We start from the raw sequence: 22,355 nt of genomic DNA, 5'->3' as shown, positions 1-22,355 counted from the left end.
CCCCCTATTATAAACCTGCTTTTTTTGCATCGTTCCAAAATTGATCTAGTTCTTCCAAAGTATATTTCTCAATTGGTTTCCCGCTCTCACGTACTTTTGATTCTATAAAAGAAAAGCGGCGGAAAAACTTTTCATTCGAAGTCTGCAGTGCTTCTTCGGGATGAATATCCAATAATCTTGCTACATTCACCAACGCAAATAGCAAATCACCTAGCTCAAAAAGTTGTTCCTGCTTATTTCCATTCGTTAATTCGTCTTCGAATTCCTGCATTTCTTCCTTTACTTTTTCCCATGCCCCTTCTGGAGCACCCCAATCAAATCCAACTTTTGCTGCAAGTTTTTGGTAATCAAAAGATCTTAACAAGGCGGGCAAACCTTTACTCGTTCCATCTAGCAACGATTTTTTACTTGTTTCCGCATTTTTTTCCTTTGCCTTGATCTCCGCCCAATTTGCCACTACTTGTTCAGAGCTTTCTGCTTGAACATCGCCAAAAACATGTGGGTGACGACGGACCATCTTTTCACTTATGGCTTCAATGACATCCTCAATCGAAAACATTCCTTCGTCTTCGCCAATTTGAGCATGTAGCATAATTTGCAGCAAGACATCGCCTAATTCTTCTATCATATTATCGATATCATCACGGTCAATTGCATCAAGAAGTTCATACGCTTCTTCAATTAAATATTTTTTTAAGGATTCGTGGGTTTGTTCTTTATCCCACGGACAGCCATCAGGTCCTCTAAGTTCTGCTATGATCTCTCTTAATGTGGAAAATTCTTTATAAGCCAGCTCTCTTGTGGAAATAGGCGGCACGTATAAACTTGTCAAATTATCCAATTTTATTTGTCTGTCTAGTTCGTACAACGGGATTTTTTTGATTTGTTCCAACGTGCTTCCTGCAGCAGTTACGATCACAACCTCATAATCATCAGGATATTTTTCCATCAATGTTAGTTTTACATCTGAAGCTACAAAAGCATCATACACTTGAGCAATAATTAAATGTTGATCAATTCTAATCTGCTCTTTTTGAAGAATCGTCCCATCCAGCAGTTGGAAACCTTCAACAGGATCTACTTTTACCGCTGCAAATAGACTGTCCAAAAAGCTTTGACCACCGCCTATTTTTACCTCCACTCCACGTGTAGATCCCCGTTCTAACAGCAATTGAACGGTCCTCTCCGCTACCATTGGATGTCCTGGAACAGCGTAAATAATATCTTCAGCCGCCATGTTTAATAGAGTTTCCGTTATTTCTTCATAAACTGCTTCAAATTGATCGTGTTTTTCATATACGTGGTCAAAGGATTCATAGTGAATATCTTTACGCAAAAGTTCTTCTACAACTGGGTGCTCTTTTGTTCTTAAAAAAAGGCGCCCGCCTTGCTTTAACAGTTTATAAACGCCATACGGCAATTGGTTTAAATCACCCGATCCAAGTCCGATAACTAAAATTTCTTTATTCATGATTACTTCCTTTCCCGCTCTTTCCTTACGAGTCGTTTCCCAAAAGGAATTAACGCTATTTCATCAGCAGTTAATGTATGACTTTTTACTATCATTACCAAATATATAGCCGCTCCTACCATCACGCCGCTTAATGCAGCGAATGTAAAAACAAGTCGGCCATCACCGAGCAAAGAAATTAGAAATAGCCATAATTGTAAAACAGCCGTCATGGCAAGCACAGCTACTATAAGCTTTGTAAATATTTTTTTCAAAACAGCTATAACGACCACTCTTTTATTTAATTTTTTTAACATTAATACGGTGATAACCGCTAAACCTGTTATCGTTGCAATAGCTGCCCCCATCGTATCAAATATCGGTATAAATAAAATATTTAAGCCCATTTTTACTAAAAGACCGATCAGAATAAATTTCCCTGGGGCAAAGACATGCCCCAATCCTTGTAAAATTCCCGAACAAATTAATATTAAAGAACTGAAAAAAATGGCTATCGCTAAAACGGAAAGAACGAATGTTCCTTCATCATTTGCGAACAGCATCGCATTGGTAGGCTTCATAATATTTACGAGCCCTGCAGTAGCACCAACGCCAATAACGGTAGTGATTTTAATAGCGCTGATCGCTTTCTTGTGAATGACATCCTCTTCATCTTTCATCCAAGCTGCCGCTATAAGCGGTACAAGGGCTAAAGAAAAGGATGAAGCAGCGACTGTTCCTAGTTGAAGCAAGGGCTGCCCTCTATCAAATACCCCTTTCCATGCTTTCGCCTCATCCGCACTTATGCCTGATTGGACGAGCAAGGAATATAAGCTAAATGAATCAATCAACTGAAAAAGAATGAGCAGCATCCCGCTTAAACAGATAGCGGTTCCGTGAACAAGAACGATTTGCGCCGTCTTATAAAATTTACGAAAAGATAGTCCTTTTTGAAATAACATTCGAATTGCTTTATTTCTCATGACATAGATGGTGAGAATAAGTAGCCCAAAAATCGTTCCAAGTATGGAGCCCGATACTGCGCCACTCCCGACATCATATAAAGAATATCCCTTTGACGTCAGCAAGTAAGCGAAAACAAGGATAGCAGTGACCCTTGCTAGTTGCTCCGTCACTTGGCTAATAGCCGTCGGCGTCATCTTTCCGACACTTTGAAAATAACCACGCCATACGGAAAAGAACGGTAAAAATAAAAACATAAAGGCAGAAATTTTGATTAAAGGGGTTAGCCCTACATCGCCCATTGATAAGGCAATAAACTTTGCTGCAAAAAACAAAATAGAAAATAATGAAACGCCAACAAGAAGAAGAGTAAGGAAAGCGGCTTGCAATCCATGTGCAAGATGATTTCGTTTTCCGACCCCACTTTCAGCCGCCAATTTTGAAATAATAACGGGAAAACCGGAACTGGAAAGAACCGCTGCTATTCCGTAAAGCGGATAAACTTGCTGATATATGTAAAAACCGACATCACCCACAATGTTTTGAAAAGGCACCCGATATACCGCACTCAGCAATTTTACAATAAAAGCAGCCATCGTTAGAATGAGTGCGCCGTGCATAAACTGATTTGATTGTTCTTTAGGCAAACTCGCCCTCGCCTTTCTGCGTAAAATCTTGATAAAAGATATTATAGCATAAGAACAAATGCGCAAGCGCCTGTCCATCGACGTACAGGCCCACAGGATGTGGGTCCGTCGACGAAGACATAAGGGACGTGGCGGTTTTAGTCGATGGTCCTATTTCGGCCTTTAACTGAGATAAAGGAAACACGGCGAGGTTGGAAAAGCGGAAGGCGCTTGGTTAAAAGAAGGAAGGCTAAGGGCGCAACGTCCTGTTGCAACGCCTTCCTGACCCGCATCCTGCAAGGCCTCCAACAAGCAAATGTTCTGAGTCAAAAAAATGTCTGTATTTTGACTTTTATTGACTCAGGTTATTTGACCTCGAGGGGCTGGCGACTGCAGCTAGACAAAACGAGCCGATGTTGACTTACGCAAAAGGGAAAGACAAGAAGTTTGCTAGTCGATAGGCGCTGGAGCTGGACGAAAACCTCCTACCATGAAAGTTGTCCACAAAGTTCAATGTTATTTTTTCAGTAAAAACAAATAACCCGAAGATCATAAATATCTCCGGGTCGTATATATAGCTTATTAAGATTCCATTTGCCTTGCAAGAAAGCTCGCAGCAGTTTCCGCAGATTTTTTTTCAACGTCTCCGATGGTCTGTTCTTTCGAAAAAATGACAACTGCTCCAATTGGATCCCCGCTGGCAATGATTGGAGATATTGCATAAGAGGAAAGTTCTTCCTCATGGCCTTCAATAAGTGCAATTTTACCTGGGTTTTTTTCGAGATGAGACGACCGCTCGGCCATCGCTTTTTCAATTATATCTCCATTGCTTTTATTTAAATATTCTTTTTTAGATGTTCCACTAACAGCAATAACTGCGTCTCGGTCACAAATGAGTATTGAGCTTCCTAGGCTTTCATATAATGCTTCTCCATATTCTTTAGCAAAATCGCCTAATTCATTAATGGGAGAATATTTTTTTAATATTACTTCCCCATCACGATCTACAAAAATTTCTAATGGGTCACCTTCCCGAATTCTAAGAGTTCTACGAATTTCCTTTGGAATTACCACTCTTCCTAAATCATCAATTCGACGAACAATACCAGTTGCTTTCATCCTAAGTTGCCTCTCTTTCATCAGATGATTTTACGTAAGCTTTCGTATTAATGAAGCACCTAAATTTAAAGAAAAGCTTCCGTTTTTACAATTCATTACCATTGGTAGTTGAATTTAGTATCTTTCAGTTAGAGAGTTCTATACATTCTAAGTCATTTTTTTCTAGATGAAAGCAATTTTTACTTTTTGGCACTTCCCAAATCTTTCATAATCTCTGTTGAGATGGTTAGCCATTCTTTAGTTTGCAATCGATTTAGTTGGATTGTAATTTTTAACCGTGAACCATCCATCCCGAGGCCAACCATCCGACCATGTCGATTGCATATTGCAAATACTTTTGTTCCGTCTATTTCTTTCGTACCTTCTTCCGACATAAAAATGGATATATCGGATTTTGTTTGCTTAATAAGCTCAAGCTTCGCATGACGGGCATACACTTTCATTTCAGCAACCGTAAATAAATAGCCGACCTGTTCCGGATAGTCGCCGAAACGATCAATCATTTCATCTTGTAATTCTTGCAACTCTTCCAAAGAATCAATATTCCTAAAGCGTTTGTACATTTCTATTTTCAGATAACCATCGCCAATATAGGAATCAGGTATATAGGCATCTAATTCAAGTTCCACTTCAAAGGCAGGTACATTTTGCTCGTGTATCGTTCCCCTTCGTTCATCGATGGCATCTTTAAGCATCTGAGAATATAAATCAAACCCGACGGAATCAATAAAACCATGTTGTTGGGCACCAAGTAAGTTACCAGCACCTCTTATCGACAAGTCGCGCATCGCAATTTTAAAACCGGAACCAAGTTCTGTAAATTCTTTAATGGCCTGCAATCTTTTTTCAGCCACTTCCGTAAGAACTTTGTTTCGTCTGTACGTGAAATAAGCGTATGCAATTCGATTAGAGCGCCCAACCCGTCCCCTTAATTGATATAGTTGAGAAAGTCCCATTCGATCGGCATCATGGACAATCAGTGTGTTTACATTCGGGATATCAACACCCGTTTCAATAATCGTGGTAGTCACAAGTACGTCAAATTCTCCATCAAGAAAACTTAGGATAACCGATTCCAGCTCTGTCTCCGTCATTTGCCCATGTGCATACGCAACCCGAGCGTCAGGGACAAGCATTGAAATCTCTTCTGTCTTTCTTTCAATATCTTCAACTCTGTTATATAGGAAGTAAACTTGGCCGCCCCTTGCCAGCTCACGCTCAATGGACTCTTTTACAAGTGCACCATTATATTCCATAACATAAGTTTGCACAGGGAAACGATTTTCTGGCGGCGTTTCAATGACAGATAAATCCCGAACGCCTAACATTGACATATGGAGTGTTCTAGGGATAGGAGTTGCCGTCAATGTCAACACGTCAATATTTGCTTTTAACTGCTTGATTTTTTCTTTATGTGTCACTCCAAAACGCTGCTCTTCATCGACAATTAATAGTCCGAGATCAGCATACTGAATATCTTTTGATAAAAGACGATGGGTTCCAATTACAATATCGACCGTACCGTTTTTTAACCCTTTTGCCGTTTCAGTTTGCTGTTTTCTTGAACGAAAACGGCTAAGCAAGCCAATATTAATTGGGTAATCTTGAAATCTCTCCTTAATAGTTTCGAAATGCTGTTGCGCCAAAATGGTGGTCGGCACTAATACAGCAACTTGCTTTCCGTCCATAATCGCCTTGAACGCTGCACGGATGGCTACTTCTGTTTTTCCATAACCGACATCCCCGCAAAGCAGGCGATCCATTGGCCTTTCTTTCTCCATATCTCGTTTGATTTCTGTAATCGACCTGAGCTGATCCTCTGTTTCTTGGTAAGGAAAAGAAGCTTCGAGTTCCCGTTGTAAATCGCTATCCGGCGAAAATGGATACCCTTTGGCGGCTTCTCTTTCTGCATATAATTTAATCAAGTCATCCGCGATATCCTTAACTGAAGACTCTACCTTTTTCTTTACACGCTTCCAATCACTGCCGCCTAATTTATAAACTTTTGGCTCCTTTCCTTCAGAGCCTACATACTTTTGAACGAGATCTATTTGTTCGACTGGTACATAAAGCTTATCGTCGGCTTGATATCTAAGATGTAAGTAATCTTTATGCACACCATTGATTAATAAGGTTTCAATCCCCAGATACTTTCCTATTCCATGATTGACGTGAACAACATAATCGCCGACCTGCAATTCAGAATAGCTTTTAATCCGCTCGGCATTTGAAAGTTTTTGCCTTCTCTTTGATTTCCGGGTTTTTTTATTAAAAATTTCTTCTTCTGTTATGACAGCCATTTTTGCCAATGGCAGCTCAAAGCCTGAATTCAATGCACCTTGAATAATTTGAATTCCAAAAACAGGATGAGCTTCATCTTTTACATTAGATGCTTCGATTTCATAGTCATATAAAACAGATTGTAATTTCTTTGCCCGTTCAGCATTTGGAGCAAGAAAAATAACAGAATAGCGATTTTTTTGCCAGCGTTCCACCTCACCTTTAAGCAAATGCATTTGACCATGGAAGTTTTGCATAAGCTTACAAGGAACATTGGCAATATTTTGCGGATTCGTATTCGCAATATGCCTCATAAATAAGGATAAATACACTTTCGGTAAATTATGTTTAGTCAATAATTGAGAAAATGGATTCGACACGGCCAGATCATGAATGATTTCCCCGTGTTCAAGTAAGGACGTATACCATTCAGCTTCTTCCTTATCAAGTCTTTCATTCATTTCTTGGATGCGGCTTAGCTCATCAAAGATTAGTAATCCATTCTCAGAAAGATAATCTAGTAAACTTGCAGGAGGCTCATAGGCGTACGATATATATTTATAAAATTGCTCCGGCTTTTGACCATTGCGCAGCTGTTCTAAATCATAACCAATATTTTCGGATAAAAGCTCCTTTGCCTTTTCACTTCTAAGTTTTTTCAATGAACGTGAAAGTCCAGCTTCAATTTGATCAACCATTTTTGCCAATTGATTACGATTTACCGGTGATTCGGTGGCAGGACCAATCATTACACTTTTTCTTTTATCTTTCGAACGTTGGTCCTCAAGAGAAAAAGTTCGGATTGAATCTACTTCTGTATCAAAAAGCTCAATGCGAATAGGATCAGTTTCTGTAAGCGGATAAATATCTAATATTCCTCCGCGCACACTAAATTCACCTGGTGCGCTAACCATGTCCGTTCTGCTATATCCCATTTGCACAAACTTCAACAAATCTTTCTCAAGATCTAGATCTTGCCCTAATTCAATAAGCATTTGATATTCTTGCCATATCGATGGTGGTGGCAGTATTTTTCGTAAACTAGCAATCGGAACGACAAAAACACCGCGACGACCCGAGACCATATTATTAAGCGCTTCAATTCGTTGGGCGCGCAGCTCCGGGCTTGCGATACTAAGTTCTGCAGCAATCAGCTCATTGGCAGGATAAAGAAAGAGCTCATCTTCATCAATAAATTGAGCGAGATCCTCATGAAGTTTTTGAGCTTGCAGAAGATTATGGGTAATAACGATGGTCGATTTTCCGGTTTTTTCTGCAGCAGCTGCTATGAATGCTGCCCTTGCCGAACCTGATAACCCAGCTATCAATTGTTCTCGCAGATTTTCTTCAATTCCAGAAAGAATCGATTGTATTTCGTTTTGCTCTATAATTAAGTTTTTAATGCCTTGCATGTTTATCTCCTCTTCATAGAATAGGCAGTTATTTGAGAGGTTAACTTGTACTCTATCTTTTTATAAAATGGGTGTATTATATTCCAACGGAAAAATGCTTTGGATTTCCGTCCAAAGCTTTTTAATGGATAAGATAATCATATTGATGCAAGTCAGGATTCTTTTTAAATGCTTCATGGCAATCGTCACATATCGATTGAATATGAATATCTCCATCTGACCCATACGAAACCATATCTTGTTTTTCCTCATTCGTTAATGTATGAATGCCAAGTTGTTCTTCATTTAAAACGGTATCATTAATGGTACCCATTTTGGTAGAACAATGGCGACAATAATAATGAATAGGTATAGTAAGCCCTCCTCACAAAAGGAATCCGTTCATAGTATGAACACCTTTATAAGGAGTTATTCATGACTACCCATTAAATTGGTTCATGACTTCTAAAAAAGGCTTATCCAACCACTCTTCGCATGCATCAACACATTTTTCGACAACCGCTTGTATTTCTTCTTTTTCTTCTTTGCGAAATTTACTTAAGACATAATCAGGTACTGTCATCCCTACAGGAGGGCGATCGATTCCTACTCGTATTCGTTTGAAATCTTGAGTACTGAGATTGGCAATCGTAGACTTCATCCCATTATGTCCGCCGGCGCTTCCTTTTTGCCTTAATCGTATTTTTCCAACCGGCAAATCAAGGTCATCGTAAATCACGAGTAAATTTTCCACCGGGATGTCATAGTAATCCATGAGCGGACGGATACTTTCTCCCGATAAATTCATATATGTCAAAGGTTTAAGTAAAATAACCTTTTCTCCATTTTTATGAACAACAGAATAAATTCCATTAAATTTTTTCTCAGATAAAGTAGTCCCTAATCTTTTCGCTAACTCGTCCACAATGACAAAGCCGATATTATGACGAGTTTTTTTATAAGAAAGACCGGGATTCCCTAATCCTACAATTAATTTCATCCCAAACACCCCAAGTTACACCTGTTTCATATTATTATACGTGATAATTGCTAAAACGGAAACAAAAGCACAAGCTTCTGCAGCTGGAAAAACGATGAAAAAGTTAAGAAGGTATGATTCAAAATTATTGGGGTATGTGACAAAGAACGAACAAATTAAGAAACTTTGTCCAATGTAGCATGGTTATTGGACACACAGTTTGCTAGCCACTGGCTGTTTGCGCGAGACGGAAACAAAAGCGCAACCATCTGGCTGCGCTTAAATCAATATTATGCATCTTCACCTTCAGCTTTATCATCGTTGCTATTTTCAGGTGGGTCCTCTTCTCGAACTCCTCCATCTGGATCTTCTTCTTGCGTACGTGGAGGTTGGATATTCGCAATTGGCTCATCGTCTTCGTGATTAATTGTACATGATACATTTCCACGAATTTCCCCAACAGTTATTGATTCTCCAATGTTTAAATTTGTAATATCAATTTGGATGACTTCTGGAATTTCATCAGGAACAGCCGTTACGGAAAGTTCATGCAACAAGATCTGGAGAACTCCACCACTCTTGACACCTACTGAGTCTTCTGATAATTCCACCCTTACATTTGCCTCAATCTCTTGATTCAGATCAATCGCTAGAAAATCAGCATGAAGGATATCATTTTTCAATGCATCTTCTTGATATTCATGTAAAATAACATTTACTTTTTTTCCTTCAAGATCTAGAGAGATAACACCATTTCTTCCGACTTCTCTCATAGTTTTCATAAAATCGGCACTATTTACAGAAATTGGGGTACTTTCAACCTGGTAACCGTAAACTACCGCTGGTATACTACCTTGCATGCGAATGGCAGTCAATTGTGATCGTTTCCCATTCGTACGACTTTTTGCTTCTAGTACAGTACTCATTAGTATGACACTCCCTCTCCCTATTATGTAATGCATCTCTATTAATACCCTAACATAAAGAAAAATAAACTTCTAATGATAAGAAAATTGAAACAGTCTGCTAATCGGAAAATCGAGGAAATTCTTCACAAAAACATCGAAAAAGTGGTGATTCAAGGGTAAAGCTAGCCTCATAACTGACCAAAACTTAAGGGAAGTACTCATTCCTGTCTTAATCAATCATTTACGTTAATTTCCTCCATCAAGTCATCTTTTTGTTGTTCTGCAAATATTACTACTTCATCTACACTTTCTTTTGGCTTACCATATACTTCCCGCGCTTTATATGAATGGATGGTTTCATACATTTTTTGTACCTGTTTAAAAACTTTTTCCTCCATCTCTTTTTTATTTGGGGACCAATATAAAATCTCCAATTCCACTGGCTTACCAGTGGATGATGAACGGGTTTTATAACCAATAGAATTGGCGTGAACAAAACCTTCTCGATTATAAAATCGTAATCTTTTTTCCGTATCAGAATCATCATAATCGATCGGTTCTACCTCTAGAATAATAGGCTTACTTTTCTTTTTCATTTTTTCAATCAATTTATGTCCAATACCCTGACCCCTTGCTCTTGATGATACCCAGATATAATCAATAAAGACAAATTGATCGAATTCAGCATACATCATCACATGGTATGGGCCTTCATCCTTGTGGTAGATATTCCCTTTTTCATTTAATAATATTTCCATATGCTCTTTTGATTTCATTTCTTCAGCTGGAAAGTATTCATTTAATTTCTTGTACCAATTCATATGACTGCTCCCTATCATTTATTTACTCGTCTGTAACCTCAAATAATAAATAGTAAACGAAATATCCTGCCAAACCACACGCAGGAATGACCATGAATAAACCCTAATATTAATATTTGCAAAAAGATAACACTTATCCTTAATCTGATATAAGAAACGGCATGATGTGCTCTTATTTCTGTACTAGGTAAATTTAGTCTATGCTCATTACCTTTATGTATAAGTTATTTATCCTTAAACAGATGGCTCCCTAGAACTAAACTTATTGATAAAACACAGCAATATACAAAAAGACACCGGAGATTCCGATGTCTTTTTGCATGTATTAATCAAACAATGTACTTACAGATTGATTTTCGTGAACTCTTATAATCGCTTCTCCTAATAAAGGTGCTACGGAGAGTTCTTTAATTTTAGAGATTTTCTTTTCTTCTGGAAGTACGATTGAATTAGTGACCACTAATTCCTTAATATTGGAGTTTTGAATCCTTTCAATAGCAGGCCCTGATAAAACTGGATGTGTACAACATGCATATACTTCCTTAGCTCCACTTTCAGTAAGAGCATTTGCCGCTAGCGTTATTGTACCTGCTGTATCAATAATATCATCGATTAAAATCGCAATTTTCCCATCGACATTACCGACAATATTCATTACTTCCGCTACATTCGGACGAGGACGTCGTTTATCAATTATAGCAATCGGTGCTTTTAAACGATCCGCTAGTCTTCTAGCACGTGTAACACCGCCATGATCAGGAGAAACAATTACGATATCGTCTTTATATAAATTTTTTGATTTAAAATATTCACCTAAAATAGGAACACCCATCAAATGGTCGTTAGGGATATCAAAAAAACCTTGGATCTGTGGTGCGTGGAGGTCAAGATTGATCATCCGTGTAGCCCCAGCTGTTTCAATAAGATTGGCAACGAGTTTCGCTGTGATTGGTTCACGTGCTCTTGCTTTGCGATCTTGACGAGCGTATCCATAATAAGGCACAACTAGATTGATCGTTTTTGCTGAAGCACGCTTTAACGCATCAATCATGATGAGAAGTTCCATCAAATGATCATTTACAGGATCGCTTGTTGACTGAACTACATATACATCGCAGCCACGTATACTTTCCTCGATATTAATTTGAATTTCTCCATCGCTGAATCGATTGACTGAACATTTACCAAGTTCAAGACCGATAAATTTAGCAATTTCTTGCGCCAAAGCACGATTAGAACTTAACGAGAATATTTTCAAGCTAGGGTCAAGATATTGATTTGACATGATGAACCTCCATTTTAGTTTTTCAAATTTAGTTTCTTGACGTAATTTTCTTTATTAACCTGCCTTGCGCGCGCGATGGATAGAGATTCTCCCGGTACATCTTTTGTTATGGTTGAACCTGCGGCGATATAAGCACCCTCTCCAATTGTTACAGGTGCAACAAGATTAGAGTTACAGCCAACAAACACATTATCTTCTATTTTCGTTAAAAATTTGCTCTTACCATTATAATTAACCGTAATCGAACCGCAGCCAAGATTTACATTGGAACCAACCTCAGCATCACCAATATAACTCAAATGGGAAGCTTTACTTCCTTGTCCGATTTCAGCTTTTTTAATTTCTACAAAGTTTCCAACTTTTACATCATCATGAATATTGGATTCTGGTCGAATATGTGCAAAAGGTCCAATTTGGACTTTCGATCCAACCGAACTATCATGAACGACAGATTGTCTAATTACGGTTTCTGATGCAATTTGGGCATTAACGAGTTCACTGTTCGGACCAATTTGACAATCCTCGCCTATAACCGTTTGTCCTTTAATGATGGTACCAGGAAGTATTATGGTATCCTTCCCAATTTTTACATCTGAATCAATATACGTATTAGTTGGATCGATGATCGTAACGCCATTTTGCATATGAATCGTATTAATTCTGTTTCTCATAAGCCTTTCCGCTTCAGCAAGCGCAACACGATCATTAATTCCCATTGTTTCATCAAAGTCAGATGTTTGAAAGGCAGAGACAATTTTTCCTTTTGCTTTTAATATTTCAATCACATCAGGAAGGTAATATTCTCCTTGTACATTGTCGTTTGAAACTTCTTCAAGTGCTTCAAACAATGCTTGATTATCGAAACAATACGTTCCTGTATTGATTTCCTTCACTTTTCGTTCATCTTCATTTGCATCTTTATGTTCAACAATTCTTTCTACAGTTTCATTAGAATTGCGAATTACCCTGCCATAGCCGTCAGGTTTTTCTGTAAAAGCTGTTAGGATTGTTGCTGCTGCTTCTTGTGATTCATGCAGTTTAATCAGCGCTTCCATCGTTTCAGCTGTAATAAGAGGTGTGTCACCGCATATGACAAGAGTTGTTCCGTTCTGATTACTTAGCACTTCCTTCGCCTGTTTGACTGCATGGGCAGTTCCAAGCTGTTCCTCTTGTAGAACAAAATCACTTTTTCCTTCCAAGCTAGTTTTTACAAGCTCCGCCCCATGGCCTACAACCGTGACGATTTTGTCAGCGTTCACGTTTGAAATATTGTCCAAAACGTGCTCTACCATTGGCTTTCCACAGACAGGATGAAGTACTTTATATAATTTTGACTTCATTCGTGTTCCTTGGCCAGCAGCCAATATTACAGCGAATCTTTTTGTCATAAACGGGCCCCCAATAACCTTTTTTTCCATAATTGAATATATCTTAATTACTGCTTTTTTTCAAGAATTCGAGAGAATGTATGAAAAATCTTCATAATATAGAAAAGCGGAAGGCGCTTGATCAGACCCGACAAGCAAATGTTCTGAGGCAAAAAAGTCGCTCTTTGACTTTTATTGCCTCAGGTTATTTGACCTCGAGGGGCTAGCGCCTATAGCTGGACAATCGAAATGAGAAAGTGTCTGTTCATCGACATAGAAACTTCAGGGTCCGGTCCTTGACTTATCGAAGGAAAAGAACAAGAAGTTTTCTAGTCGATAGGCGCTGAAACTAGACAATCGAAAAGCGGAAGGCGTTTGCCGGACAATGCATCTTTAGAGTTAAAAAACGCAAACAAAAAGAGCCTTACTTATGCAGTAGGGCTCTCGTTGATCTTATTTTAGGAAGCTCCGGCTTCTTCAAGTTCCGGCTCTTCGACTTCTCCTAAACGATGGTATTCTGCCAATACGACATCCTGGATTTTACTCCTTGTATTAGAGTTTATTGGATGAGCAATATCGCGAAATTCTCCGTCCGGAGTGCGTTTGCTTGGCATCGCCACGAATAGACCATTATTACCGTCTATTACACGAATATCGTGGACGACAAATTCATTATCTAGAGTGATTGAAGCTATCGCTCTCATTCTCCCCTCTGTGTTGACGCGGCGTAGTCTCACATCTGTTACTTCCATTGTGCTCACCACCTTCTTCTCCTAGATAGAACCATAATTATGTATTCAACATAAATTGGAAAATTCCTTCTTGAAATGTTAAATTTTTTAAATATTTATAATTTGTTGTTAAAAAGCTGTAAGCGCTTAAATATTTTGCCTCAATTTGGCCTTCAGTGGCCAAATATGAATTGAGTTATTTTACAAGTGCTATTACTTCGATTTCCAGTAATACATCTTTCGGCAAGCGTGCAACCTCTACGCATGAACGGGCAGGTTTATGCACAGAGAAATATTCACCATACACTTCATTAATGGTTGCAAAGTCATCCATATTTTTAATAAAAACGGTAGCTTTTACAACTGACTCAAAAGAAGCTCCCGCCTCTTCCAAAACAGCTTTAAGATTTTGAAAAACTTGATGAGTTTGTTCAACTACTCCGCCTGAAACGATTGTACCTTCTGGAGTCAAAGGAATTTGACCAGAACTATAAAACATATTATTGACGATGATTCCTTGAGAATAAGGTCCAATTGCAGCTGGTGCTTTATCAGTTGATACGATTCGCATTTCATTCTCTCCTTATGTTCATTTTATCTTCTTACAAAAAATCACTTCGATCTGAAAAATAATTTCCAGGGGATACGTTAATATGTCTTTCTCTTACATTCACGTCGGTTAGCTTAATAAGTGATATATAATCGTCTACTAAACGTTCTTCGTCAAATTCAGACTCCACTAATACCGCAGTGCCAGCAACGGTTGCATTAAATTCAGCCAGAAGGTTCACCATCCCATTTATAGTTCCACCTGCTTTCATAAAGTCATCCACGATCAATACTTTTGCATTCTCTTTTAAACTTCTTTTAGAAAGAGACATCATTTGCAAGCGTTTGGATGAACCAGATACATAACTGATGCTTACGGTTGAGCCTTCCATTGCAATATTATCACGCCGTACCACGATAAATGGAACATTTAAATGATGGGCGACGGTTTGTGCAATCGGAATCCCTTTTGTGGCTACCGTCATGACGACATCAATTTCTCGGTCAGAAACAGCGGAAGCAAGATGTTTGCCTACTTCATTCAAAATTTGCGGGTCACCTAACATGTCGGTCATAAATAAGTAACCACCAGGAAGTAATCGCTCAGGATCAGCGATTAATTTGCATAATCGGTTAATAAATTCCTCTGCATGCTCTTTTTTAACCCTCGGAATATATTTTACCCCACCTGCTGCACCTGGAAGAGTCTGTAGCGTTCCAATCCCTTGATTTTCAAATGTATCTTTTATAATCACTAAATCCTCACTGATGGATGATTTAGCTGAATGATAACACTGTGAAAAATAAGTCAACGAAACAAGCTCCCGTGGATGATTCATTAAATAATGAGTCATATCTACAAGACGCTCGCTGCGGCGAAATTTCATCCTTTTTCCTCCTATTACCCCTAAATGCGAATATTATTATTGTAAATATACATGATTGTACGTATATTAGCAAGGTTATGGAAGAATTTCACTGTTAATGTAAACCATGTGCGTGAAATACAGCTCTTATCAATATTTGTCTCACTCGCCTAACATTCTTACCGCGAACACTTGATGACAAAATCCTCGAAGTCCGTTGTATATTCTCTGTAGGCGTGAATCATGCTGGACAAGTCCAAAAACAGTAGGGCCACTTCCGCTCATTAATACAGCATCGGCGCCAAACTTCTGCATTTGTTCCTTAATGTGAAGAACCTCGGGATACATTTCTAGCGTAACTTTTTCTAAGGAATTGCCTAAATGGCGGCATACTTCATCGTATTGATGATTTTGAATAGCATTCACCATTGCTTCAGTATTGGGATGATGAATCTTCTCTAAATTGACATTACGATAAATATCAGCTGTCGATACACCGATTGAAGGCTTGGCCAAAATAACCCAGCAATTTGGCGGGGCAGAAAGTTTCGTAATTTTCTCCCCTCTACCACGTGCCAAACCTGTTCCTCCATAGACACAAAAGGAAACGTCCGAGCCAATTTCCGAACCAATTTCCGCCAGTTGATCCATAGATAAATGAAGCTCCCATAATATATTGAGACCTCTTAAAGTAGCGGCTGCATCACTGCTTCCTCCTGCAAGGCCTGCAGCAACGGGAATCGTTTTGTCAATCGCTATCGTTACGCCTTGTTTGATATTAAATTTTTCTTTCAGAAGCTTCGCGGCTTGAAAGGCAAGATTACGCTGATCATCCGGGACAAAGCGGCTGTGCGATATAATGATGATTTGGCCATCTTCCCGTTTCTCTAGTTCAATCCTGTCTGCTAAATCAATTGTCGTCATGACCATTTCCACTTCATGATAGCCATCCGCGCGCTTGCCAAGAACATCCAACGTCAAATTAATTTTAGCTGGAGCTTTCATTAAAAGCCTCATGTTATCACCTGCTTGTCTCTCCGTCATTTAACTTTTCTCATTTTAACATGAAATGACATAAACACATAAATTTCTTCTGTGTAACAAAAAAAAGCCGAAGCAAGTGCTTCGGCTGCGGGTAGTGAATATCTTTAGGCAGTTGGACATTTCAATGTCATTGTTTATTGGCAAGCTGTTGCTCGGCTATTTCAATTGCGCGTTTAACCATATTACCTGCATCACGGGCTTTAATTCCGCCCCATCCTTCATCCTGAACAACATCATAAAATCCTAGCTCTTTTGCCAGTTCCACTTTCATTTGATCTGACATGATTCCTCTTCTTCGCCCCAAAAAAATTCCTCCTTATACCCGCTTTTATAGTGTGGGCAAAAAGGAGGTAATTATAGATTTACTTAAGATTATAAACGTAATTAATCCCAGGAACGAAAAAACAGCAGTAAACAAAATTATGTTTACTGCTGTCCCAGCGCTAGATTTCCTGCTGTATCTTCAAAAAATGTAAGTTCAACCGTTTCAGTAAGTACATCTGCATAGCTGTAGGAAACTCGCTCAAAAGAATTTTCCTCTTGGTCTAATTCGATGACAAAAACCGATGGATAAGTTTCTGCCAAAACCCCAGAACGTTCAATGGTTTTCCTGCGTCCTCCATTGGCTTTCAACATTAATCTTTTACCCAAGTTTGAATCAAGGGATTTTTTAATGCTTGCTAATGTTTTTGGCATTTTCGCTCCACCTCACTGTAAATAATTATAACACGGCGAACAACTAAAGTCAAATAAATTATTAATTTTATCAATGATACCTGCTAATTGTCAACGTTTTTTTATCTACAATTTGTTCTCTTTTCCAACAATTTTTATTATGTGCCATTTTATAATAATTATGTACAGCTTTAAAATGTTCTCATGGAAAAAGCACTGGATATGATTATTCCAATGCTTCAGTCATCAATTGGTGGTTTAAAAGGCATGCCCGTTCGCAATACTCCTTTTGTTTCTACTCCTCCTAGCCCCTTCTCCCCGGTAAGAGTATTTCGCAATACATCCCACACATTGATTCTCTCCATAAATGGTGTGAAACCAATTTTAGCAACGATATAAACAGGGTCAAGGGCATGAATATTCACACGAAGGGGAGAGCTAGCGAAATTGGCTCCAGCAAAAATAAGTGATTCGAAATGTGATTGACAGGCGCCCGCAAAAATGACGAGCTGATCCAAGTTCGGGACTTTCTTCCGCGCCTCTTTAACGGTTTCTACGAAGTACTTTGAATGCCGATATGCATTAAGATCAATTTTTTTCCCTTTCGATTTTGAATAGGAGTCGTGACCAGTAATCACAAGAATATCCGGACGGTATTGTTCGATTAACGGACCAACACGGAGGTGCATTTCTTTCTCATTACAATGAATGCCGATTACTGATACACCAAGCTTCTCATATAAGTCTAGGCATTTTTGCAAATAATTTGGGTCGCCATCAAGGTGAAGAACACGACCAGGTAATTGAAAATAATTGAAATCCCGTTTATAACCTGATGTCACTTTATACTCTTGTTCAAGCCGGATGAGATCTATATCCTGCCTAAATAATTCGAATGATTGCTCTTCGAGTGAACGTACTTCTGAAGTCCTTTTAAAACGTTCCGACTCACTTATAGGGACTAAGTCATCAATGGGTGCGTCTGCTGCCAGGCGGTAATCCTCACCGGATAATATCGCAATTCTTTGACCGTCAATCTCCATGATATCGATGACCCTAAATAAAAGGTCACATTGATAGGACAAGCGGCCGACAATCATATTGATTTCAATCACGGTCGTCAACTCCAATGAACAGTAAATAAATTATGTTCCTCATGGATTAGGCTATGCAGACGACTCGCTCCATGTGACTATTAAGAAAAGAGGAAGGCGCCTGGAGCTAGACAGCAAACCTTAAGTTCAAAAAATATAAGTCAATAGAGGCTAAAACTTTTCTAGCTAATCCCAAATTTCGGCAGTAACGCATCACTCAACGACCCAAATTCTTGGATTGAAAGAGTCTCCCCTCTTCTAGAAGGTTCAATGCCAGCTAATTGTAAGGCATGCAGGATTTCTTCCTTTTTTTCCTTTCCTTTTTCAAGTCCAGTCGTTAAATTATTCAAAATCGTTTTTCTGCGTTGAGAAAATGACATTCGGATAACATTGAAGAAAAATTGCTCATCCAAAACCTCCACTGCAGGCTTTTCTCTTTTAATTAATCGAATAACTGCTGAATCAACATTCGGCTGTGGCATAAAAACCGTTTTGGGTACAATCATAACCGTTTCTGCTGTTGTATAATATTGAATGGCAATCGACAATGAACCATAATCCTTCGTACCAGGATTTGCGGCAATCCGATCTGCCACTTCCTTTTGCAGCATTACAACCATCCCGCGTATTGGAAGATTGTTTTCAAGCAATTTTAAAATAATCGGTGTCGTCACATAATAAGGAAGGTTGGCTACGACCATTACATCTTGAATGCCTGAGAACTTTTCTGGGATAATGTCTTGTAAATTAGCCTCCAAAATATCTTGATGGAGAATTTCAACATTATCATAAGGAGAAAGAGTATCCTCAAGAATTGGAAACAATCGTCCATCAATTTCAAATGCGATGACCTTTTTACTTTCTCTAGCTAAGTGCTCGGTCAATGCGCCAATTCCCGGTCCAATTTCAATGGCTCCTGTTTCCTTTGTCAGTCCAGCAAATTTGGTGATGTTTCGCAATATGTTGGGATCAATCAAAAAGTTTTGACCCAGACTTTTTTTAAAAGAAAACCCATATTTATTTAAAATTTCTTTCGTACGTATTGGGGTGGCAATATCTTTTTGCACTACTTTTCCTCCTGTAAAACACATTTTAATGCTTCAATAAATTCTCCCTTTGTTATTTGAAACATCATTAATCGTTTATGGAGCTGCTTACCATTCGTATAGCCAATTTTAAGCAGTTCCCCAAGTCTTTCCCTTCGTTCCTTTGCTTGGGGTCCTCCAATTAGGCCAGCATCAATTAAATCCTCTTTAGATATTAGTTCTTGGGTAGTTTCAGTCATGATTTGGGCTTCCTTCAAAGCTTCGCGAATGACTTCCCTTGAAGCATGCTCCACTCCCAGGCCCCGACCAGATTTACGTTTCGCAAATTTTTTATCTATAAAAGCATGCTTACAACCAGGAACGTGCTGTTGAATCGTTTTGCGGATTTTTTCACCCGGATAATCGGGGTCTGTAAAAATAATGACTCCCCTAACTTGTTGAGCAAGCTTTATTTTTTCAATCGTTTCCATCGAAATGGCCGAGCCATTCGTTTCAATGGTGTCAGCATCCACCGATTTTTTTATCGCTTGCGTATCATCTTTTCCTTCAACCACGATAATTTCTTTTATTTTCATTTTTCCTCCAAAAAAAGTTGAAACATTTTTGTAACTAAAACGTCTAATACAGTAAGATAGTTTTCCCCTATCTTCTTTGTCGATTATCTTTTGTATCATAACAAGCGGTTCAGGAGATGATCGACTCTTTTTTAATTATTATAAACGTTAATCCCCAAAAAGAAAAAAGCAGAGGATACTTTCCCCTGCATAAATTATCATTAATTTAAAATACGAATTTTAACTTGTTTTCTGCCAAAACGGTAGGCCTCTTCTTTTGAGGCAACAAAGATATCGATGCGATTGCCTTTTATAGCGCCGCCCGTATCTCCCGCAACGGCATATCCATATCCTTCCACCCAAACTTTAGTACCGAGCGGGATGACCCTTGGATCAACGGCAATAACCTTAAGATTAGGGTTTGCGCGTAAGTTAATGCCAGTGGCTGTAACACCTGAACAACCATTGCAATACGCGGTATACGCTGTAGCATTCATATACATTTCCTTGCCGCCGCTTGGAGCTGCTGAACTGGCAGCAACGGTTTTGCCACGAGACACTTGTGCAACCAATTCCTTCGTGCCAACAGCAACAATTTTACTTTCACTTTCTCTTACTTTCGTTTCCGCGATTAATTTTCGTGTAACCTCTTTGCCATTTTCCTTTGTCACTTCGTACTCTTTTTTCAACAAGCCTTCTTTGCCTTGTTGTACTAATTTCTCAGTTCCTTTAGCCAAATTGGCGTCTTTTCTCGTAACTATTGTGTAATCAATTGGTTCTTCCACTACATCGGTGACCTTTTCAACTCGGACAATTTTTATTTCACCGTTTGGTTCCACGTTTTTGTCTAAATCTGGCTCCACACGGTCCATTTTACCAAGTGTAATTCCTTGTTGCTCTAAAAAGTCAGCGACCGTAGTCGAAGTGCTCCATACTTTTTCCTTTTGTTTTCCATTTACTAACACAAGAGGAAAAGCTCGATCAATTACTAGTTTCAAATTTTCATATATTGGATCTTCTAGCGAATAATTGAGTTTATCGTGATCGTCTATATTTAATCTCTGACTTTCCATAAATTCTTTTACTGTCTTAGCTGTAGTATATACATCCTCTTCATGATCGCCGTCCTGTATCGTAACTTTTTTGGCCGGTTCCCACACTACATTCAGCTTATTTTTTACTGCGGTATTTAGAGAATGTGAAATGAAATCATCTTCGTCTACCACGACATTCAGATCTTTCAGCATATCCCCGATTGTTTCTGCGTGGGTTTTTACTATCATTTTTTCCCCATCAACCGAAAGAGCGACCGTTTTCTTCGTCCCTTCATAAACAAGTATTGTCAAAGTAGCTATAAAAACTAGAAAACTAGCAATGAAAAGACCTAACTTCTTTCGAGTTAATGAAGAAAAATAAGAGTATATTGCGGGTTTTGTGTTCATACAAACACGCCTCCTTCTTCTCCGAGAGATTATACAAACATCGTTTGCAAATTGTCAACTCTAACTACTTTTCACAAGGTAAGCTCTATTATGCACAGGTAGTAGTGAAAAGAAAAGAGAGAGTTATCGACAACCCCTGACTTGGAAGAAGTAAAGTTTTGTAGAATTTACTGGAATCTCTATTAAAAGACTTGAAATCATCTAGCATTTTCCATTACTAGATTTTGTCAATCGATGCCGAACACTTTTTTTGCATTTGCTGTTGTGATCTGTGCTACTTCTTCCAAACTTATGCCTTTTAAATCAGCAATTTGCTCTGCAACAAGCCTTACATAACTAGGCTCGTTTCTCTTGCCTCTGTATGGATGCGGAGCTAAATACGGGCAATCCGTCTCGATCAAAAGACGGTCAAGTGGGACTTGGATTGCTACCTCTTTCGGCTTTTTCGCATTTTTAAATGTTACGGGACCACCGAGAGAAATATAAAAGTTTAAATCCAAGCATTGTTTCGCCACCTCAGCACTTCCGCTGAAACAATGCATTATGCCACCAACTTCTTCAGCATGTTCTTCCCGCAAAATTTGGATGATGTCTTGCGTCGCATCTCGGTTATGTATAATAATTGGCATGTTTATTCTTTTAGCTAGCCTGATTTGTTTACGGAATACTTCCTTCTGGATTTCCTTTGGCGATTTATCCCAATGATAATCTAGCCCCATTTCGCCTAAGGCCACCACTTTAGGATGTGCCGCAACCTCTTCAAGCCATTGTAGATCGTCTTCTGTCATATCTATTGCATCAACGGGATGCCATCCAACACTAGCATAAATTAAATCGTGCTCACTAATGATTTCCAATGCTTTTTCGATTGTTTTTCGGTCAAACCCCACTACAACCATATATTCAACACCTGCGTTTTTCGCGCGGGCTATGACTTCATCCATGTCTTCAGCATATTGGTCATCATTTAGGTGTACGTGTGTATCAAATAGCATAATTAGACTCCTTTAATGAGTATACTCTTTTATTTCGTAACTTTTATCACAAGCAACTAACATTTCCATTACAAAACGAAATAACATAGAGAGCGAGCAAAAAACCATTTTATGTCGTAATCTCTCTATGTTATCAACATTTGTTAAATGTTATGAATAAACAGAAATAT

The 22,355-nt window shown here is 38.7% G+C and carries 21 protein-coding genes; all 21 read right to left on the bottom strand.

What is annotated here, in order from left to right; translation table 11 throughout:
- Positions 1–7 precede the first annotated feature (7 nt).
- Positions 8–1,471, bottom strand: a complete 1,464-nt coding sequence (gene yabN, locus KHA97_RS23600) for a bifunctional methyltransferase/pyrophosphohydrolase YabN (protein ID WP_213127248.1) — start codon at positions 1,469–1,471, stop codon at positions 8–10.
- A gap of 2 nt (positions 1,472–1,473) precedes the next feature.
- The gene (locus tag KHA97_RS23595; RefSeq protein ID WP_213127247.1) at positions 1,474–3,060 is read right to left on the bottom strand and encodes a putative polysaccharide biosynthesis protein; all 1,587 of its coding nucleotides are present in this window, start codon (positions 3,058–3,060) and stop codon (positions 1,474–1,476) included.
- Between the two features lie 561 nt (positions 3,061–3,621).
- Complete coding sequence (spoVT, locus tag KHA97_RS23590) at positions 3,622–4,158, bottom strand: stage V sporulation protein T (protein ID WP_213127246.1); 537 nt, start codon at positions 4,156–4,158, stop codon at positions 3,622–3,624.
- Between the two features lie 179 nt (positions 4,159–4,337).
- On the bottom strand, positions 4,338–7,850 hold the full coding sequence (mfd, locus tag KHA97_RS23585) for a transcription-repair coupling factor (protein WP_213127245.1): 3,513 nt from the start codon (positions 7,848–7,850) through the stop codon (positions 4,338–4,340).
- A gap of 121 nt (positions 7,851–7,971) precedes the next feature.
- The gene (locus KHA97_RS23580) at positions 7,972–8,202 is read right to left on the bottom strand and encodes an anti-sigma-F factor Fin family protein (protein WP_213127273.1); all 231 of its coding nucleotides are present in this window, start codon (positions 8,200–8,202) and stop codon (positions 7,972–7,974) included.
- A gap of 66 nt (positions 8,203–8,268) precedes the next feature.
- Entirely contained in the window at positions 8,269–8,829 is a 561-nt protein-coding gene (gene pth, locus KHA97_RS23575) for an aminoacyl-tRNA hydrolase (protein WP_213127244.1), read from the bottom strand.
- Positions 8,830–9,098: 269 nt separating this feature from the next.
- Entirely contained in the window at positions 9,099–9,734 is a 636-nt protein-coding gene (locus KHA97_RS23570; RefSeq protein WP_213127243.1) for a 50S ribosomal protein L25/general stress protein Ctc, read from the bottom strand.
- 215 nt (positions 9,735–9,949) lie between these two features.
- Positions 9,950–10,537, bottom strand: a complete 588-nt coding sequence (locus KHA97_RS23565; protein ID WP_213127242.1) for a GNAT family N-acetyltransferase — start codon at positions 10,535–10,537, stop codon at positions 9,950–9,952.
- A gap of 325 nt (positions 10,538–10,862) precedes the next feature.
- Positions 10,863–11,822 (bottom strand): ribose-phosphate diphosphokinase, encoded by a 960-nt coding sequence (locus KHA97_RS23560; RefSeq protein ID WP_213127241.1) that lies wholly within the window; start codon positions 11,820–11,822, stop codon positions 10,863–10,865.
- 14 nt (positions 11,823–11,836) lie between these two features.
- On the bottom strand, positions 11,837–13,210 hold the full coding sequence (glmU, locus tag KHA97_RS23555) for a bifunctional UDP-N-acetylglucosamine diphosphorylase/glucosamine-1-phosphate N-acetyltransferase GlmU (protein WP_213127240.1): 1,374 nt from the start codon (positions 13,208–13,210) through the stop codon (positions 11,837–11,839).
- 437 nt (positions 13,211–13,647) lie between these two features.
- Positions 13,648–13,941, bottom strand: coding sequence for a septation regulator SpoVG (gene spoVG, locus KHA97_RS23550; protein WP_213100123.1), 294 nt, complete (start codon positions 13,939–13,941; stop codon positions 13,648–13,650).
- A 175-nt stretch (positions 13,942–14,116) separates the two neighbouring features.
- Positions 14,117–14,491, bottom strand: a complete 375-nt coding sequence (locus KHA97_RS23545; RefSeq protein WP_213127239.1) for a RidA family protein — start codon at positions 14,489–14,491, stop codon at positions 14,117–14,119.
- A 31-nt stretch (positions 14,492–14,522) separates the two neighbouring features.
- Positions 14,523–15,356, bottom strand: a complete 834-nt coding sequence (gene purR / locus KHA97_RS23540; protein ID WP_213127238.1) for a pur operon repressor — start codon at positions 15,354–15,356, stop codon at positions 14,523–14,525.
- Positions 15,357–15,497: 141 nt separating this feature from the next.
- Positions 15,498–16,352 carry a 4-(cytidine 5'-diphospho)-2-C-methyl-D-erythritol kinase gene (ispE, locus tag KHA97_RS23535; protein WP_213127272.1) on the bottom strand — a complete coding sequence of 285 codons (855 nt, stop codon included), beginning with the start codon at positions 16,350–16,352 and terminating at the stop codon, positions 15,498–15,500.
- Between the two features lie 154 nt (positions 16,353–16,506).
- Entirely contained in the window at positions 16,507–16,683 is a 177-nt protein-coding gene (locus KHA97_RS23530) for a small, acid-soluble spore protein, alpha/beta type (protein WP_213127237.1), read from the bottom strand.
- A gap of 122 nt (positions 16,684–16,805) precedes the next feature.
- Positions 16,806–17,075, bottom strand: a complete 270-nt coding sequence (gene veg / locus KHA97_RS23525; RefSeq protein WP_213111945.1) for a biofilm formation stimulator Veg — start codon at positions 17,073–17,075, stop codon at positions 16,806–16,808.
- 218 nt (positions 17,076–17,293) lie between these two features.
- A complete protein-coding gene (yabG, locus tag KHA97_RS23520; protein WP_213127271.1) occupies positions 17,294–18,154 on the bottom strand; it encodes a sporulation peptidase YabG in 861 nt (286 codons plus the stop codon).
- Between the two features lie 176 nt (positions 18,155–18,330).
- The gene (gene rsmA, locus KHA97_RS23515; RefSeq protein WP_325167537.1) at positions 18,331–19,215 is read right to left on the bottom strand and encodes a 16S rRNA (adenine(1518)-N(6)/adenine(1519)-N(6))-dimethyltransferase RsmA; all 885 of its coding nucleotides are present in this window, start codon (positions 19,213–19,215) and stop codon (positions 18,331–18,333) included.
- Positions 19,215–19,769: a ribonuclease M5 gene (rnmV, locus tag KHA97_RS23510; RefSeq protein WP_213127235.1), complete on the bottom strand. Its 555-nt coding sequence runs from the start codon at positions 19,767–19,769 to the stop codon at positions 19,215–19,217. Before rnmV ends, rsmA begins: the two co-directional genes overlap by 1 nt.
- Before the next feature lie 200 nt (positions 19,770–19,969).
- On the bottom strand, positions 19,970–21,190 hold the full coding sequence (locus tag KHA97_RS23505; protein ID WP_213127234.1) for a G5 and 3D domain-containing protein: 1,221 nt from the start codon (positions 21,188–21,190) through the stop codon (positions 19,970–19,972).
- Between the two features lie 227 nt (positions 21,191–21,417).
- Positions 21,418–22,185 carry a TatD family hydrolase gene (locus KHA97_RS23500; protein ID WP_213127233.1) on the bottom strand — a complete coding sequence of 256 codons (768 nt, stop codon included), beginning with the start codon at positions 22,183–22,185 and terminating at the stop codon, positions 21,418–21,420.
- Positions 22,186–22,355: the final 170 nt, after the last annotated feature.

This window comes from Lederbergia citri, from assembly GCF_018343625.1.
Classification (GTDB): Bacteria; Bacillota; Bacilli; order Bacillales; family Bacillaceae_C; genus Lederbergia; species Lederbergia citri.
Note: the sequence above shows the minus strand (reverse complement) of the source record. Positions and strands in the feature narration are given on the sequence as shown.